Genomic DNA, 15757 nt, shown 5'->3' with positions numbered 1-15757 from the left:
TGGCGATGGCGGCACGGCGCCATCGGCAATATACGATAAGAACGGGGTTAATTCGACGGCGGCGGCACGCTGCCGCTCACCTGCGGCGGCGCCGGCATCACGGTCGCCGGACGCTGCTGCTCCATCGGCAGCGGCGGCGGCACCAGGTTCGTTGCCGGCGCGGGAGCCGGTGCCGGGGTGGCGGACACGGGTCCCGGCAAGGCCAGCGCCTTGTCGTCGGCCACCAGGTCGATGCGCTTGCTCACGCCGCCGTCGCGCAGCAGCACATGGCGCGCATGCACTTCCAGCACCGTCACGCCGGGCACCACCTCGGCGCCCTCGGGCAAGGCCACGGAAGGCTTGCCATCGGTCGAGATGATGGCCACACTGCCGCGGCCCTGGCTGGCGGCGACCACGCCCTTGAGCTGGTAGTTGCTGGCCGTGGCCACGCTGACCTGGCCGCCGAACAGCGAGGCGCCCGCCTCCACGCTGGCATCCTGCACCACCGGATTGGGGGGCGGATTGATGGGGCGCTGCGGCGCCTTGAACAGCTGCATGGCCCAGTAGGCCAGCGACACGGACAGCGCCACGACGGCGAGCAGACTTGTAAATTGAGGCAAACGCTTCATGGCTTCCTTGGGTTTCTTATCTGACGAGCTGATTGATTTCGATAATCGGCATCAGCACGGCCAGCACGATCAGCAACACCACCACGCCCATGGCCAGGATCAGGGCCGGTTCCAGCAGGCCCGCAATGGTGAGCGTGCGGCGTTCCAGGTCCTGCTCCTGCGCGCTGGCGGCGCGTTCCAGCATGGCCGGCAGCTCGCCCGTGATTTCGCCCGCGCGTATCATGTGGATCAGCATGGGCGGAAAATGCTTTTGCGCCGACAGCGCGCGCGCCAGGCTCACGCCCTCGCGCACGGCGCCGCTGGCTTCCTGTACCAGTTCCTGCATCGCCACATTCGTGAGCGTGTCGCGGCTGGTGTCGAGCGCGCGCAGGATCGGCACGCCGGACCCCGTGGTGATGGCCAGGGTGCTGGCAAAACGGGCCGTATTCAGGCTGCGCTCGAATTTCCCGTACAGGGGCGCCGTCAGCAGCCATGTATGCCAGCGCCGCTTCAAGGCCGGCTGCTGCAGCGCGCGGCGCCAGGCGAACCAGGCGCCGGCGATGGCGATCGCCACGACGATGCCGTAGTTGCGCACGAAGTCCGACAGCGCCAGCATGATCACCGTGAGCATGGGCAGCTTTTGCTTGGTATTGGCAAACACGGAGACGATCTGCGGCACCACGTAGGTGAGCAGGAAAATGACGATGGAAAACGCCACCACCGTGACGATGGCCGGATAGGTAAACGCCAGCTTGACCTTCTGCACCAGCGCATTGCGCCGTTCGATATAGTCGGCCAGGCGCGAGAGCACGCGCGACAAATGGCCGATCTGCTCGCCCGACGCCACCAGCGCCCGGTAGATTTCCGCGAAATCGCGCGGATGGCGCGCCAGCACGTCGGAAAACGCGGCGCCGCCGATCACTTCCGAGCGGATCGAGGCGATCAGGTCGCGCAGATACGGCCGCTCGGCCTGTTCCAGCAGCGCGGAAAACGCCTGCTCCAGCGGCAGCCCCGCTTCGAGCAAACTGGCCAGCTGGCGCGTGAACAGGGCCAGCTCGGTGCTGGACAGGCGCTCGCCGAAGCCGCGCCGCTTGGTCACGCCGGCGGCGTCCACCTGCGCGGCGATCGGCTCGACGGCCAGCGGCACCAGGCCTTGCACGCGCAGCTCGGCGCGCGCGGAACGGGGACTGTCGGCATTGAGCACGCCCTTGCGGGTGGCGCCCTGGGCGTCGACGGCTTCATAGCGGAATGCGGGCATGGTGGCGGGCCTAGTCTTTGGTCACGCGCAGCAACTCGGCCTGCGTGGTGGTACCGTCGCGCAGCCAGCGTTCGCCGTCGTCGCGCATGCTCGTCATGCCGTCCTGCAGGGCAACGGCGCGCACTTCCGCCTCCGACGCGCGGTTGTGGATCTGCGCGCGGATCTGCTCCGTCGTGCGCAGCAATTCATACACGCCCACGCGGCCCTGATAGCCCGTCTGGCCGCAATGCTCGCAGCCGACCGCCTGCCAGTACTGGCCATCGAAGGTCTTGCAGGAGCCGCACAGTTTGCGCACCAGACGCTGCGCCAGCACGCCCAAGAGCGACGACGACAGCAGGAACGGTTCGATGCCCATGTCGAGCAAGCGCGTGACGGCCGCCGACGCGTCGTTGGTGTGCAGGGTCGCCAGCACCAGGTGGCCCGTCAGCGACGCCTGCACGGCGATCTGCGCCGTTTCCAGGTCGCGGATCTCGCCGATCATGATCACGTCCGGGTCTTGCCGCAAAATCGCCCGCAGCGCCTTGGCAAAGGTCATGTCGATGCGCGGATTGACCTGCGTCTGGCCCACGCCGGCCAGGTCGTACTCGATCGGGTCTTCCACCGTCAGGATGTTCGTCGTGGTGGCGTTGAGCATCGACAGCGCCGCGTATAACGTCGTCGTCTTGCCCGAGCCGGTGGGGCCCGTGACGAGCACGATGCCGTGCGGCTGCGTGATCAGGCCATCGAACTGCCCCAGCATGGGCGCGCTCATGCCCAGGTGCTGCAGGTCGAGGCGGCCCGCTTCCTTGTCCAGCAAACGCAGCACGGCCCGTTCGCCATGCCCGGTAGGCAGGGTCGAGACACGCACGTCGACGGGTTTGCCGCCCACGCGCAGGGTGATGCGGCCGTCCTGCGGCAAGCGTTTTTCCGCGATGTCGAGTTGCGCCATGATCTTGATGCGCGAGATCAGCGAACCGTGGATGGCTTTACGGGGGCGCACCACGTCGCGCAGGCTGCCGTCGATGCGGAAGCGCACGACGGAGGTCTGCTCGAACGGCTCGATATGGATATCGGACGCGCCTTCGCGCAGCGCCTGCGTGAGCAGCGCGTTGATCATGCGGATGACGGGCGCATCGTCGGACGATTCAAGCAGGTCCTCGATGGCCGGCACGTCCTGCAGCAGCTTGGTGAGATCGAGGTCGGCGTCGAATTCATCGGCCATCTGCGAGGCGTCGCCGCCGCCGCCCGCGTAGGCGCCGGCAATCGCCGCATCGAGTTCGCCGCGCGGCAGCACCGTCAATTGAATCTGGCCGAAACGGCGCGACACTTCGGCAATCGCCGCCGGCGCCGTCGATGCGGCCACCAGCACTTCGACGGGGGCGCCGTCGACGGCGCCGGGCCGGGCCAGCAAGCCGAAATCGCGCGCGTAGGCGTAGGGAAGCAGATTGCTCATGACTGTCCCATCACTTCTGCGGCTGCTGCTGGTATTGCTGCAGCAGCGGCTGCGGCGGCGTGGCGGCGTTGGCCGGCGCGCCTGGCGGCGGCGTCGGTGCCGGCGGCACGGGACGCGTCACCATGCTGCCGCCCACGGGCTGGCCATCCTGCAGGGCCGGCAGCACGGGCGTGCCCAGGTCTTTCAGCATCAGATTGCCCGACGCCGGCACGGCAGCCGTCTCGGCCGAGCGCATGTAGTCGTAGCGGTCGGCCGCCAGGCTGCCGCTCTGCTCCTTGTTGCGCACGATCACAGGGCGCAGGAAGATCATCAGATTCGTTTTCTTGCGCTCGCGCGTCTGGTACTTGAACAGGTTGCCGATCAGGGGGATGTCGCCCAGGCCGCGCACCTTCTCCGCGTTGTCGCCCGTGCTGTCCTCGATCAGGCCGCCGAGCACGATGATCTGGCCATCGTCGGCCAGCACATTGTTTTCGATCACGCGGTTGTTGATGGTGATGCCGCTGACGGCCGTCGACGTGGATTTGTCCACGCTCGACGTCTCATGATAGATGCCCAGCTTGATCGTGCCGCCCTCGGAAATCTGCGGGCGCACCTTCAGGGTCAGGCCCACTTCCTTGCGGTCGATGGTCTGGAACGGGTTCGTGTTGGTGCCGGCCGTGCTCGTGTACTGGCCCGTCAGGATAGGCACGTTCTGGCCCACCTTGATGGTCGCCAGCTCGTTGTCCAGGGTGATCAGGTTCGGCGTCGACAGGATGTTGGCGTTGCCGTCCGATTCCAGCGCATGCGCCACGGCGCCCAGGCCCAGCGCGCCGTTGATCTGCTTGAAGATGCCCAGGGTCAGGCCGCCCGTGGGCAGCACCTTGCCGCCGCCCAGCGCCAGCTTGGCGATATTGTTGTCGGTGCCGCCGGCGAACGACTGCAGCGCGCCCACGCGGTAGCTGCTGCTGCTGTCGCCGGAAAGCCCCAGCCACTGCACGCCGAACTCGGATGCCTTGGCCGACGTCACTTCGACGATCAGCGCCTCGATGTAGACCTGGGCGCGGCGCACGTCGAGCTGGTCGATCACGGCGCGCAGGTTGCGGTAGACGGCCTCGTTGCAGGTCAGGATCAGGGTGTTGGTGGAAGCGTCGGCCTGGATGAAGCCGGCCGCGCCGCCCGACGACAGCTGCTGCGGCCCGTTGTTCAGCGAAGCGCCGCCCGTGGTGCCGCTTTGCGTATTGCCGCCCAGGCCAGTGCTGTTCATGCCGCTGTTGTTCTGGCTGATCTGGTTGTTCGTGCTCTGGCTGCTGGTGCCCTGCTGCGCCGAAGCGGCCGTGCCGTCCGACGTCACCACCGAGCGCAGGGTCTGCGCCAGCTTGGTGGCATCTGCATTTTTCAGGTACACCACGTGCACGTTGCCCAGCTGCGTGGTGGGCTGGTCCAGCTTCGAGATCAGCGACTTGGCCAGGTTGGCGCGCGCCGCCGACGGCGCGCGCAGCACCAGCGAATTGGTGCGCGGGTCGGCCAGCACGGACACCTTGCCCGTATCGCCGGCCGCGCCGGCGCCCGCATTCCCGCCCTCCATCAGTTTATTGACCATCGAGGCCAGGTCGGAGGCGATGGCGTAGCGCACGGGGATCACGTCCAGGTCCGTCGAGGCGGGCACGTCGAGCGCGGCGATGATCTTCGCCAGGCGCTTGAGGTTATCCGCATAATCGGTGATCACCAGCGAGTTGTTGCCCGGGTTGGCATTGATCGTGTTGTTCGGCGAAATCAGGGGACGCAGCACGGCCAGCAGGTTGGCCGACGATTCGTAGTTCAGGTAAAACACCTGGGTGGCGATCTGGTCGCCCTTCACCTGACTGGCGCCGTTGCCCACCTGGGTCGGCACGGATTGCAGCTTGGCGTCCGCTTCCGGCACCACCTTGGCATAGCCGTCGCCGGAGACCACCGCGTAGCCCTGCAGGCGCAAGGCCGAGGCCAGCAGCCCGAACGCCTGCGTCTTGCTGATCGATTTCTCCGACACCAGGGTGATCGTGCCCTTGACGCGCGGGTCGATGACGAAATTGATGTTGGTGTAATGGCCCACCGCCTTGATCACCGATTCGATGTCGGCGCCGACGAAATTGAGCGCCGCCTCATCGCCGGGCGCGGCCCAGACGGGCGCCGGCATGCCGGCCACGGAACAGCACAGCAAGGCGGCGGCCGACAGGCGGCGCAGCGAGAAGGAGGAGGTAATTGGGCTCACGGATGGTTTTTTCATTGTCTGAACTCTAAGGCGATGATGTTTTTTTCGCTATTGCTACGGCGCTGTCCCAGCAAATTCAACAAACTCGCCAAGGTCTCTTCATATCCTGCTGCGGCCTGGGCCTGGCCGGAAAACTGCATGCGCCCCTGTTGCAGGCTGCCGCTGCCGTCGAGCAGCAGCGGTCCCTTGATGGAGCGCAAGGTCAACGTCGCCTGCTGCCCCTGCCAATCGAAATCGAGTTCGTAGCTGCCCAGCGGACGCAAGGACGACAGGCGCGAGGCCATGTCCGTCATCTGCAGGGTGGTGCGGCCGACGGCGGAAAACTGCCGCTGCTCCAGGGCCAGCTGCAAGGTACTCCACGACAGGCGCATGCTGCCCGTCGGCGCCACGGTGTTTAACGGCGCACCGAGACCGCCGAGGCCATCGGCCGGCAGCAGCAGGGCCGCCGGGCTGACTTGCCAGTGCGACCACGAGCCGCGCAGGTTCACCGGCTGCGACAGCGCCTGCGGATTCTGCAGTTCCACGTCCGCCGATCCCCACAGCACCGAGGGCGAAATGCGCCAGCTGAAACGCCCCGGCAGCAGGGGCGTCACGGCGCCATTCGCGCTGGCCGCCCCGCCGATAAAGGCCGAGCCGCGCCACAGGGTACCTTGCGCGTCGCCCAAGGTCAAACGTCCGCCCGTCTGCTTCTCCACGATACTGGCCACCCAGCTGGCCGGGAAAAACACCAGCAGGGTGACGCAGACGCTGACGATGATGGCCAGCAGCCAGCCAAGCAGGCGCATCATCGTGCCGCGCCCGGGCTCTGGTGCAGGGTCAGGCTGGCGTCGACCAGGCCCGCCACCGCCTTGTCCTGCACCGTCTGCGCCGTGATCTTCGCTTCCTGCACCGCCACGCGGCCTTCGCGGCGCAAGCCGTCCAGCCACAGCATGACGCTGGCGAACGGCACGCCGTTCAACTGCACGCGCGCGTATTCTCCCGTCAGCGACAGCGATTGCGGCGCCAGGCCGCGCGCCTTCAGCGAGGCCTCGAGGCTGTCGCGGCTCATGGGCGCCACCTGCACGGGCGCCTGGCGCGCCAGTTCGCCCGCCTCACGCGCCAGCGCCTGCAGCTGGGCCGCATTCTGGCGCAGCTCGGGCAAGCTCTTTTGCAAGGCGATGCGTCCCGTCCAGGCCGGCTCGAAAAACACGGCGTAGACGAGGGCCAGCCCCGCCACCACGCCGCCGATGCTCAAAAGCTTGCGCTCCTGCTGCGTGCGCTCGGCCCAGAAGGCCAGCACCGCCTGCTGCCGGCCCACCAGCGCGGCGCGCGCCTTGTTCACTGCTGCACTCATGCTTTTGCTCCCGTGGCCGGCGTGATCTTCCACACGCCCGGCGCCGTTTCATTCAAGGCCAGCTTGCGCGCGGCCAGGCCGTCGCGCACCTGTGCCTGGGCGCTGGCGTCGACCATGTCCGGCTTCAGCTTGACGATCAGGGCGCGCTCGCGGTATTCCAGCGAGGCCACCACGCCGCGCCCGGCCAGGCCGCCCAGCGCCTCGCCCAGCGCCGCGCTCATGCTGGTGAAGTCATCCATGCTCGCCTGCCCGCCCTGCAGGCGGGCGGCGGCGATATTGCGCCGCATCTGTTCCGCTTCCAGCCCGTACACGGGCGCCTCGTTCGGATACGCAGCCTTGAAGGTTTGCTGCATCGAGGTGCGCACGGTGGCCGCCTCGCGCTTCAAACGCATCCATTCGATATTCATGCCGGCCAGGTTGACGATCACGGCCAGCAGCGCCAGACGGATGGGCCAGCGCCAGCGGCGCCACTCGGTGGCCGATCCCGTGGCCGTGCCCAGGGCAGGGGCCAGATCCATCCCCGCCCCTCTGGCGCCGGCGATCCAGTGCGCCCAGTGGTCGGGCTCCACCGTCACGCCGTGCATGCCGGCGGCCAGCTGTTGATACTGCGCCAGCTCGGCCTGCGCCACGTAGACCGTCAGGGGCACGTCGCCGGCAAACGCGCGCGTCGTCAGCAGCGCCTGCTGCGGCTGGGCCGGCAAGACCAGGCCCAGCCCCTCCTGCGGCGCCTGGCGCAAGGCCAGTTCCAGGCTGTCGCCGGCCGCGTGCAGGGCGGCCGTCACGCTGCCCGGCTGCAAGGGCAGGCATAGCTGCGACGGCAGCAGCGCCACCTTGCGCGCGCCCTGCGCCAGCAAAGCTTTTACCAACACCTCGGCCCAGGCGCGCTGCGCCACGGCCACCGTGCGCATGCCGGCCGCATCGGGCGCGCCAGCGGCCAGCAGGCAATCCTGGGCGTCGCCGAGGATGTGTTCTTCCACCAGGCCCGGCAAGGCCGCGCGCAAACGGGCGCCGGCCAGCGGCGGGGTTTTCAGGCGCAGCAGGGTCACGTCGGCCGCCGCCAGCAGCAGCACCACCTGCTTCGCGCCGGCGATCAGCTGGCCCAGGCTGCCCAGCGGCGCGCTGCCTTGCTGCAGCAGAGTGCCGCCGTCGCCGGCCAGCACGAAGGAGCAGGCGGGCGCGCTATCGGTGGACGCCTTGGCCGGGTGACGGATATACAATATTGTCAAAGTGACTCGCTTTCAGCTGTTAATTTTCCCGCAGCCAGACCAGGCTGGTGGTGCGCTGCGGATCCGTTTTTCGATTGACGAGCGCCACGGCATCCAGGGCGGCGCGGTCCAGCCGCACGCGGATGACGGTGAGAAAGTAGCGGCTCTTCACGTCAAGCTCGACGCCTTCAATCACATTGCCACTAATATTATTCTTGAAGTTTGCAAAATCGACAAACTTTTTACGCGGATTGCTCAAGGTCAGGGCGCTGGCCTCGGACAGCGACATCATCGTCACGGCCGCCAGCACCTCGGCCGGGGCCGTATTCACGTTGATCGGCGTGAGTTCCGGCAGGATGATGACGACATCACGCAGCTGCTCGATCATCTGCGGCGTATAGCCGGGCACGGCCAGCAGATCCTCGACCTGCGTGAACGCCACCGGTTCGCTGCCGCCGCTCGTGGCGGGCTTGGCGGCGGGCGTCTTGCCGTCGGCGCCGCTGCTGCGCGGTTTCGGCTTGGCGCGCAGCACGGCATCGGCCGTCGCTTGCGCCAGGCCACTGTCGAGCTTCATATTTGACAATAATCGCTGGTAGGCCAGCACCTGCTTCGGATTGACGGTGCCCGTGGCGTCGACCAGGTTGGTAATATTGAAACGCGCCTGCGCATCGAGCGCGCGGCCCGAGACGGTGGCGTCGAATTTTTCCGTATCGACCTTTTCGCGGTCCACATAATCGTCGAGCCGCGCTTCCTCGATGGGCGTGGCCCAGACGCCATCGGCGGCCGTCAGCATGGGATTGTCCTGGCGCAGCCAGAAGCGGGCAAAGTCGACCATGCCGCGCATGGCCCACTGCGTCTGCAGGCGCAGGCGCTGGTTTTCCATCGAGCGCACCTGCACCTGCTGCTGCCAGAACAGGCTGGCGACGACCGTGATGGCCAGCGCCGTCAGCAGCAGGGCCGTGATGACGGCCACGCCGCGCTGGCGCGCGGGGCGAATGAACGGCTTCATCCCGGCCCCAATAAAAAGACTTTGGACAGGCCCGCGTCCTGGCCAGGCATCTGCAAGGTCACTTCCAGGCCCGGCACTTGCGCGGAGATGGTGGCGCCGGCCGTCAGCACGTTCCAGGCGCCATTGTTCCAGCCGCGCATGACCATGCTGTCGACGCCGCGCATCAGGGTCACGTCGGCGCTGGAGGTATCGGTATCGTCGCGCGCCGCCTGCCACAGGGTGTCGAGCACGGCCAGGTCGCGCGTGCCGTTCGACTCGCGCCGCGTCAGCACGCCGCCGCGCAGGCGGTAAGTGACCACTTGCAACTGCTGCGGCTCCTGCTCCGACGCGGCCAGGCGCACCAGGGTCAGGCGGTCGTTTTCCGCCGTCAGGTTGATGCGGCCATTCAGCAAGTTGTTGTTCTGCCCGGCACCGGCCAGGTGGTCGCAATCGCTTTGCATCTGGGCAAACGCCAGCTGCATGCCGCGCGCCTGCTCCAGCTGGCTGGTCAGCACTTCGCGCGAACGCATGATGCTGTCCAGGCCGCGCCAGCCCAATACGGCGACCATGGCCAGGATGCCGATCGCCACGAGCAGCTCGATCAGCGTGAAACCACCAGCAGGGACGGGGCGGCGCGCCATCAGTCGTTAAAGGAAAGCAAGACCAGGCGCACGATGCGGCGGGCCGGATATTGCACGTCGTACACGTTGACGCGCACCTGGCGGATACGGGGATTCGGCGTGGCCACCACTTCCTCTTCACAGATCAGCTTCAGGTCGCCCTGCGGGCAATCGACCGTGCGCTTGCCCGTCTGCGGGAACGTCTTCGCCAGGCGCAGGCGCACCAGGTGGTTTTCCGCCGACCAGGTGGCCATCATGGCGCTGCGCAAGCCATCGCTGTTCTGCGTCAGGCTGCCGACGGCGCGCAGCGAGGCGCCCAGGGCCGTGCCGACGATGACGAGGGCGACCAGGACTTCCAGCAAAGTGAAGCCAAGCTGGCGGCGTTGTCGTGGGAAGGCCATCATTGCTCGACCGTGAAGTGGCCGATACCGTCGGCGCGGATGGCCACGCTGCGCTCGCCGCTGGCCAGGGTCAGCACGAAAGGCTTGTCGACCGGTTCGCGGCCGAAGATGATGCGCAGCGGCTGGGCCACGCTGCTCGACGGCTGCACGCTGAGCAGCATGGGGGTATTCGCAAACGCGCGCTCGCGCAGCAAATCGTCCTGCGTCACGGGTTGCCACAGCTTTTCATTGAGGACCAGGAAACGGTATTGATTTTCGTCCGCCTCGAACGCCACCTGCCGGCTGCGCACGATGGCTTCATCGCGCGCCAGCTGCAGCAGCAGGGCGATGCGCTCGGCTTCCTTTTGCAGCGCCTGCTGGCCATTCGGCATCGCGTTCAGCGACACCAGGCCCAGGGTAACGCCGATGATGACCATCACCACCAGCAATTCGATCAGCGTGAAGCCGCTGGCGCGTGGCCGGGGCAGTGCGCGACCGGTGGTCATGGCAGGCATGCAATGGAAAACTTACAGTTCCCAGGAGCCGATATCGGCATCGTCGCCGCTACCGCCAGGCTGGCCGTCGGCGCCCAGCGAGATGATATCGACTTCGCCCTTCACGCCCGGCGACAGGAACTGGTACGGGTTGCCCCATGGATCCTTCGGCATCTTTTCCAGGTAGCCGCCCGCTTTCCAGCCATTCGCGGCCGGGCCCGTGGTCGGTTTTTCGATCAGCGCCTGCAAGCCCTGCTCGGTGGTCGGGTAGCGCTGGTTATCCAGGCGATACAGTTTCAAGGCTTGCATCACGGTGGCGATGTCGACTTTCGCCGCCGCCACTTTCGACTCGCCCGTGCGGGCGATCAGCTTGGGCACCACCAGCGAGGCGAGGATGCCCATGATCACCACCACGACCATGATTTCGATCAAAGTGAAGCCGCGCGCGCGGCGCTGGCGTATCGGATGGTTTGCTGCGTTTTGCATAAGAAAGAGAGAAGAAGGTGAGTAATGAGAGCAGAGTATAAAGCGGAAATATGACAAAGCCTGTCATATGGGGAAAAATTTGTGCGGCGGCCGTCAGGCGGGCAAGACCACTTCGCCGCAAACGGCGCAGCCGGGATCGCGCGCGACGCGCATACTGCTCCATTCCATGTGCAAACCGTCGAGCAGCAGCAGGCGCCCGGCCAGAGATTCGCCCGCACCCATGATGAGTTTCAAGGCCTCGGCCGCCTGCATGGCGCCCACCACGCCGACCAGCGGCGCGAACACGCCCATGGTCGAGCACGCCTCGTCCGTGAACTGCTGCTCCTGCGGAAACAGGCAGGAATAACAGGGCTGGGTGCCCGTGCGCGGGTCGAACACGCTCACTTGCCCGTCGAAACGGATCACGGCGCCCGACACCAGCGGCACCCTGGCCGCCACGCAGGCGCGGTTGACGGCGTGGCGCGTGGCGAAGTTGTCGGTGCAGTCGAGCACCACCGTGGCGGACAAGACCAGTTCGGCCAGTCGCGCACCGTCCAGACGCTCCTGCAAGGCGATGATGGCTATCTCGGGATTGATGCCGGTCAAGGTTTCGCGCGCCGACAGCACTTTCGGCTGGCCCACGCGCTGCGTGGTGTGGGCGATCTGGCGCTGCAGATTGGTCAGATCGACCGTATCGTCATCGACCAGGGTCAGCTTGCCGACGCCGCTGGCGGCCAGGTACATGGCGGCCGGCGAACCGAGTCCGCCGGCGCCGATCACCAGCACATGCGCGTCGAGCAAGGCTTGCTGGCCTTCGATGCCGATCTCGTCTAACAGGATGTGGCGCGAATAGCGCAGCAGTTGAGCGTCGTTCATGGCGGCGACTACGGTTTTCGCACGGGAATCTTCTTGTCGTCCGCCTTGATGTCGGAAGCGATTTCCGGCTTGGCGCCGATCTTCTCCACCTTCGGGTCCACCTTGGCCAGCTGCACCGGCAAGCCCTGGAAATGGTTCAAGGCTTGCTGCAGCTGGAAATCGTCCTTGGCGCCGTATTCGAGCGGCTTGCGTTTTTTCGCCGTGGCGATCAGGCGCTGCTCTTCTTCCAGCTGATCCTGCATGCCTTCCATGGTCGGCTTGGCCGCTTCCGGCTTGCCGTCGTCGCTGCTCAGGTGTTTTTCCAGGTCCGCCTCGCGCACGCGCAGGCTGTTCCAGCCGTCGCCTTCGGCCGTTTCATCGACGAGCAGGTCGGGCACGATGCCGCGCGCCTGGATGGCGCGGCCTTTCGGCGTGTAATAGCGGGCCGTCGTCAGCTTGACGGCCGTGTCGGCCGTGATCTGGCGCAAGGTTTGCACGGAACCCTTGCCGAACGTCTGCGTGCCGATGACGGTGGCGCGCTGGTAATCCTGCAAGGCGCCGGCGACGATTTCCGAGGCGGACGCGGAACCGGCATTGACCAGCACCACGAGCGGCACGGTTTTCAGCGCGGCCGGCAGCTTGGCCAGCGGGTCGGCCTTGGCGCCCGGCGGCGCATAGAATTCGCGGCGGCCATAAAACACCTGTTTCGACTCAGGCAGCTGGCCCTTGGTGGAAACGATCACGGAGTTACCCGGAAGAAATGCTGTCGCCACACCGATGGCACCCGGCACGACGCCGCCGGGATCGTTGCGCAAGTCCAGCACCAGGCCCTTGAGCTTGGGGTCTTGCGCATACAGCGCGTTGATCTTTTTGACCATGTCATCGACGGTCGGTTCCTGGAACTGGGCGATGCGCAGCCAGGCATAGCCGGGCGCGACCATCTTGGCCTTCACGCTTTGCACGCGAATTTCCTCGCGCACGATGGGGAAGACCAGCGGCTTGCTTTCGCCCTTGCGCGACATCGTCAGCACCAGCTTGCTGCCAGGCTGGCCGCGCATCTTCTTGATGACCTCTTCCAGCTGCAGGCCTTTCAGCGGAATGTTGTCGAGACGGGTGATCAAGTCGCCCGCCAGGATGCCGGCCTTGGCGGCCGGGCTGTCCTCGATGGGCGAGACGACTTTCACGTAGCCGTCTTCCATGCTCACTTCGATGCCGATGCCGACAAACTTGCCCTGCACGCTTTCGCGCATTTCCTTGAAGGCATTTTTATCCAGGTAGACGGAATGCGGGTCCAGCGACGAGACCATGCCGGAGATGGCTTCCGTCAAGAGTTTCTTGTCTTCCACCTTCTCGACGTAATCAGTCTTGATCAGGCCGAAGACGTCGGACAACTGGCGCAGCTCGTCGAGCGGCAGCGGGGCATTCGTGATTTTCTGCGCCACGGCCGGGTACTGCAGCGACATGCCGATGCCGGCCAGTACGCCCAGACCGATCAGGCCGATACTTTTGACTTTGATACCCATGAATTCTTCGCAATCTACAATTTCGCTGCCGCAGCAATGGTGGGAACTTAAAACTTCACCCAGGTGGCGGGGTCGAAGGCGCGGCCCTGATGACGCAGTTCAAAGTATAGCCCTGATTCCTCGTTGCCGCCGCTGTTGCCCGCGCTGGCAATGGCATCGCCGCTCTTGACGGCATCGCCCACGCGTTTCAGCAAGGATTGGTTATTGCCATAAATACTCATGTACTGGCCGCCATGGTCGACGATGATCAAATTGCCGAAACCGCGCAGCCAGTCGGAAAACACGACGCGGCCGCCGGCGATGGCGTGGATCTCGCTGCCTTCGCCCGTGCGGATGAACACGCCCTTCCAGCTGGGGCCGTCACCGCGCTTGCTGCCGAAGCGGGCGGCAATCTTGCCCGCCACGGGCGCGCGCAGCTGCCCTTTCATGCTGGCAAAGGCGCCGGCCGGCGCGGCCGGCCCCAGGCTTGGGCGTTCCGGCTCCGGTTCCGGCTTCGGCTCGGGCTTGGGTGCCACCTTGGCCACTTGCGGAGGCTCGTCGTCATCGATCGGTTCCAGCTTCACGGGCGGCGGTGGCGGCGTCTGCGGCTTGATCTTGCCCGATTTGTTTTGTTGCTCTTTCGCAATGCGTTCGCGTTCGGCCTGCGCCTGGGCGGCCTTGGCGCGCGCGGCCAGCAGGCGTTCGCGTTTTTCCGCCGCGATCTTGGCATCGGCGGCCGCTTTTGCGGCGGCGCGCTGTTCGGCCAGCAATTGCTGGCGTTTCTTTTCGGCCGCGGCGGCGGCGGCCTGCTCTTCGATCAGTTTCGCCAGCTTGTCGACCAGGTTGCCCATGCGCTGTTCGTCGCGCTCGACATTGCCCACTTCCTTGCGCTGCGCCACCAGGCGCTGCGACAAACTCGTCAGCAAGGCGGCGCGGCGCGCCTTCTCCTGCACCAGCAAAGCCTTCTGGTCGCGCTCTTCCTGCGCGATTTCTTCCAACTCATCCTTGGCGTTCTGCACGTCCGCCTGGTTTTTCTCCACGGCCAGCAAGTTGGCGCGCAAGGCTTCCAGCAGGCGCGCCTGCGCCTGCGACACATACGCCATCAATTGCAGGTCGCGGTTGATGCGGTTCGGATTGTCGCCCGACAAGAGCAGCTTGATGCGGTCTTCGTTGCCGGCGACATATTGTTCACGCAGCAATTTCGACAGCTGCGTCTTTTGTTTTTCGACGGTGGCCGTCAGCTGCTGGTGCTCCTGCCCCAGCGCCGTCAGCTTCACGCTCGTCTCGCCTTGTTCCTGCGCCAGGTCGCGCAAGGCGCGGTTGGCGTTGGAAATGGCCTCTTCCGACTCGGCCAGGGTATCGGCCGCGTCATCCTTGGCGCTTTCCGTGCGGCTGATGTCGCGCTTGAGCGCCGTCAGCTTTTGTTGCAATCCGGCACGTTGTGCTTCCGCGGCCGCTTTCTGCTTGCTGCGTTCGGTGGGCTTGGCACCCTGTGCGGCACCGCTCGAGAGGAGCAGCGCTGCGCACAGCATGGCGCCGGCGCGCCACGCCGGCAGGGGTCGTTCAGCAGAGGGGGCGATCGCTGTGCCGCGGAAGAAAGACAACAAGTTACTTGGCCTTCCCTTGGTTCGCCACGGCCGCTTGCGCTGCCGCAATCGCCGCCGGGTCGCCCAGGTAGTAATGACGGATCGGTTTCAGGTCGGCATCCAGTTCATACACGAGCGGCTGGCCGTTCGGGATGTTCAGGCCGACGATATCGCTGTCGCTGATGCCATCGAGCATCTTGATCAGCGCGCGCAGGCTGTTGCCGTGGGCCGAGATGATGATCTTCTTGCCGGCGCGGATGGCCGGGGCGATTTCCTCGTCCCAGGCCGGCATCACGCGCGCCACGGTGTCTTTCAGGCATTCGGTCAGCGGGATAGCCGCTTTCGGCAAGCCGGCATAGCGCGGATCGTTGTACGAGGCGCGGTCATCGTTCGCTTCCAGCGGCGGCGGCGGCGTGTCGTAGCTGCGGCGCCATACCAGTACTTGCTCGTCGCCATACTTGGCGGCCGTCTCGCCCTTGTCCAGGCCTTGCAGGGCGCCATAGTGGCGCTCGTTCAAGCGCCAGTCATTCTTGATCGGCAAATACATCATGTCCATCTCGTCGAGCGCCAGCCACAGGGTGCGGATGGCGCGCTTCAGGACGGAAGTGTAGGCCACGTCGAACGTAAAACCTTCCTGCTTGAGGATCTGGCCGGCGGCCTTGGCTTCGTTGACGCCCTTTTCCGTCAGATCGACGTCGGTCCAGCCGGTGAAGCGGTTATCGAGGTTCCAGGTGGACTCGCCGTGACGCATGAAAACGATTTTGTACATAGTTCTATCTTCTCAAGGGGTTCAAATCAAAAAAGCAAAACGTAAAAAGACCTCGT

At 65.8% G+C, this 15757-nt stretch carries 16 protein-coding genes; all 16 read right to left on the bottom strand.

What is annotated here, in order from left to right; translation table 11 throughout:
• Positions 1-47: 47 nt before the first annotated feature.
• Entirely contained in the window at positions 48-608 is a 561-nt protein-coding gene (locus AC07VH_RS18880) for a type II secretion system protein N (protein WP_489629190.1), read from the bottom strand.
• Between the two features lie 16 nt (positions 609-624).
• On the bottom strand, positions 625-1845 hold the full coding sequence (gene gspF, locus AC07VH_RS18875; RefSeq protein WP_489629191.1) for a type II secretion system inner membrane protein GspF: 1221 nt from the start codon (positions 1843-1845) through the stop codon (positions 625-627).
• Between the two features lie 10 nt (positions 1846-1855).
• Positions 1856-3277 carry a type II secretion system ATPase GspE gene (gene gspE / locus AC07VH_RS18870; protein ID WP_219310307.1) on the bottom strand — a complete coding sequence of 474 codons (1422 nt, stop codon included), beginning with the start codon at positions 3275-3277 and terminating at the stop codon, positions 1856-1858.
• Positions 3278-3287: 10 nt separating this feature from the next.
• Positions 3288-5519, bottom strand: coding sequence for a type II secretion system secretin GspD (gspD, locus tag AC07VH_RS18865; protein WP_489629192.1), 2232 nt, complete (start codon positions 5517-5519; stop codon positions 3288-3290).
• On the bottom strand, positions 5516-6292 hold the full coding sequence (locus AC07VH_RS18860; RefSeq protein ID WP_475415869.1) for a type II secretion system protein N: 777 nt from the start codon (positions 6290-6292) through the stop codon (positions 5516-5518). Before AC07VH_RS18860 ends, gspD begins: the two co-directional genes overlap by 4 nt.
• Positions 6289-6837 (bottom strand): type II secretion system protein M, encoded by a 549-nt coding sequence (locus AC07VH_RS18855; RefSeq protein ID WP_475415868.1) that lies wholly within the window; start codon positions 6835-6837, stop codon positions 6289-6291. The genes AC07VH_RS18860 and AC07VH_RS18855 overlap by 4 nt, the downstream gene beginning before the upstream one ends.
• Positions 6834-8063 (bottom strand): type II secretion system protein GspL, encoded by a 1230-nt coding sequence (gspL, locus tag AC07VH_RS18850; protein ID WP_475415867.1) that lies wholly within the window; start codon positions 8061-8063, stop codon positions 6834-6836. The genes AC07VH_RS18855 and gspL overlap by 4 nt, the downstream gene beginning before the upstream one ends.
• Positions 8064-8082: 19 nt before the next feature.
• Positions 8083-9051 carry a type II secretion system minor pseudopilin GspK gene (gene gspK, locus AC07VH_RS18845; protein WP_494787506.1) on the bottom strand — a complete coding sequence of 323 codons (969 nt, stop codon included), beginning with the start codon at positions 9049-9051 and terminating at the stop codon, positions 8083-8085.
• Positions 9048-9671 (bottom strand): PulJ/GspJ family protein, encoded by a 624-nt coding sequence (locus AC07VH_RS18840; RefSeq protein WP_489629195.1) that lies wholly within the window; start codon positions 9669-9671, stop codon positions 9048-9050. Before AC07VH_RS18840 ends, gspK begins: the two co-directional genes overlap by 4 nt.
• Positions 9671-10054: a type II secretion system minor pseudopilin GspI gene (gspI, locus tag AC07VH_RS18835; protein WP_326457732.1), complete on the bottom strand. Its 384-nt coding sequence runs from the start codon at positions 10052-10054 to the stop codon at positions 9671-9673. The genes AC07VH_RS18840 and gspI overlap by 1 nt, the downstream gene beginning before the upstream one ends.
• A complete protein-coding gene (locus AC07VH_RS18830) occupies positions 10051-10545 on the bottom strand; it encodes a GspH/FimT family pseudopilin (RefSeq protein ID WP_051991350.1) in 495 nt (164 codons plus the stop codon). The genes gspI and AC07VH_RS18830 overlap by 4 nt, the downstream gene beginning before the upstream one ends.
• Before the next feature lie 12 nt (positions 10546-10557).
• Positions 10558-11010 carry a type II secretion system major pseudopilin GspG gene (gene gspG, locus AC07VH_RS18825; RefSeq protein WP_035823835.1) on the bottom strand — a complete coding sequence of 151 codons (453 nt, stop codon included), beginning with the start codon at positions 11008-11010 and terminating at the stop codon, positions 10558-10560.
• Positions 11011-11103: 93 nt separating this feature from the next.
• Positions 11104-11865, bottom strand: coding sequence for a HesA/MoeB/ThiF family protein (locus tag AC07VH_RS18820; RefSeq protein ID WP_494787507.1), 762 nt, complete (start codon positions 11863-11865; stop codon positions 11104-11106).
• Between the two features lie 8 nt (positions 11866-11873).
• Entirely contained in the window at positions 11874-13367 is a 1494-nt protein-coding gene (locus AC07VH_RS18815) for a S41 family peptidase (protein WP_475415862.1), read from the bottom strand.
• A gap of 47 nt (positions 13368-13414) precedes the next feature.
• Positions 13415-14878, bottom strand: a complete 1464-nt coding sequence (locus tag AC07VH_RS18810; protein WP_494787679.1) for a murein hydrolase activator EnvC family protein — start codon at positions 14876-14878, stop codon at positions 13415-13417.
• Positions 14879-14954: 76 nt separating this feature from the next.
• The gene (gene gpmA, locus AC07VH_RS18805; RefSeq protein WP_070313039.1) at positions 14955-15701 is read right to left on the bottom strand and encodes a 2,3-diphosphoglycerate-dependent phosphoglycerate mutase; all 747 of its coding nucleotides are present in this window, start codon (positions 15699-15701) and stop codon (positions 14955-14957) included.
• Positions 15702-15757 lie beyond the last annotated feature (56 nt).

The sequence above is a fragment of the Janthinobacterium sp. GW821-FHT03C10 genome (genome assembly GCF_059420865.1).
The sequence above is the reverse complement of the archived record's forward strand: the minus strand, read 5'-3'. Positions and strand labels throughout refer to the sequence as shown.

Bases quoted from the DNA above. Each gene is read 5' to 3' on its own strand.
- AC07VH_RS18880 (WP_489629190.1), bottom strand. From the start codon at position 608: ATGAAGCGTTTGCCTCAATTTACAAGTCTGCTCGCCGTCGTGGCGCTG.
- gspF (WP_489629191.1), bottom strand. From the start codon at position 1,845: ATGCCCGCATTCCGCTATGAAGCCGTCGACGCCCAGGGCGCCACCCGC.
- gspE (WP_219310307.1), bottom strand. From the start codon at position 3,277: ATGAGCAATCTGCTTCCCTACGCCTACGCGCGCGATTTCGGCTTGCTG.
- gspD (WP_489629192.1), bottom strand. From the start codon at position 5,519: ATGAAAAAACCATCCGTGAGCCCAATTACCTCCTCCTTCTCGCTGCGC.
- AC07VH_RS18860 (WP_475415869.1), bottom strand. From the start codon at position 6,292: ATGATGCGCCTGCTTGGCTGGCTGCTGGCCATCATCGTCAGCGTCTGC.
- AC07VH_RS18855 (WP_475415868.1), bottom strand. From the start codon at position 6,837: ATGAGTGCAGCAGTGAACAAGGCGCGCGCCGCGCTGGTGGGCCGGCAG.
- gspK (WP_494787506.1), bottom strand. From the start codon at position 9,051: ATGAAGCCGTTCATTCGCCCCGCGCGCCAGCGCGGCGTGGCCGTCATC.
- AC07VH_RS18840 (WP_489629195.1), bottom strand. From the start codon at position 9,671: ATGGCGCGCCGCCCCGTCCCTGCTGGTGGTTTCACGCTGATCGAGCTG.
- gspI (WP_326457732.1), bottom strand. From the start codon at position 10,054: ATGATGGCCTTCCCACGACAACGCCGCCAGCTTGGCTTCACTTTGCTG.
- AC07VH_RS18830 (WP_051991350.1), bottom strand. From the start codon at position 10,545: ATGCCTGCCATGACCACCGGTCGCGCACTGCCCCGGCCACGCGCCAGC.
- gspG (WP_035823835.1), bottom strand. From the start codon at position 11,010: ATGCAAAACGCAGCAAACCATCCGATACGCCAGCGCCGCGCGCGCGGC.
- AC07VH_RS18820 (WP_494787507.1), bottom strand. From the start codon at position 11,865: ATGAACGACGCTCAACTGCTGCGCTATTCGCGCCACATCCTGTTAGAC.
- AC07VH_RS18815 (WP_475415862.1), bottom strand. From the start codon at position 13,367: ATGGGTATCAAAGTCAAAAGTATCGGCCTGATCGGTCTGGGCGTACTG.
- AC07VH_RS18810 (WP_494787679.1), bottom strand. From the start codon at position 14,878: ATGCTGTGCGCAGCGCTGCTCCTCTCGAGCGGTGCCGCACAGGGTGCC.
- gpmA (WP_070313039.1), bottom strand. From the start codon at position 15,701: ATGTACAAAATCGTTTTCATGCGTCACGGCGAGTCCACCTGGAACCTC.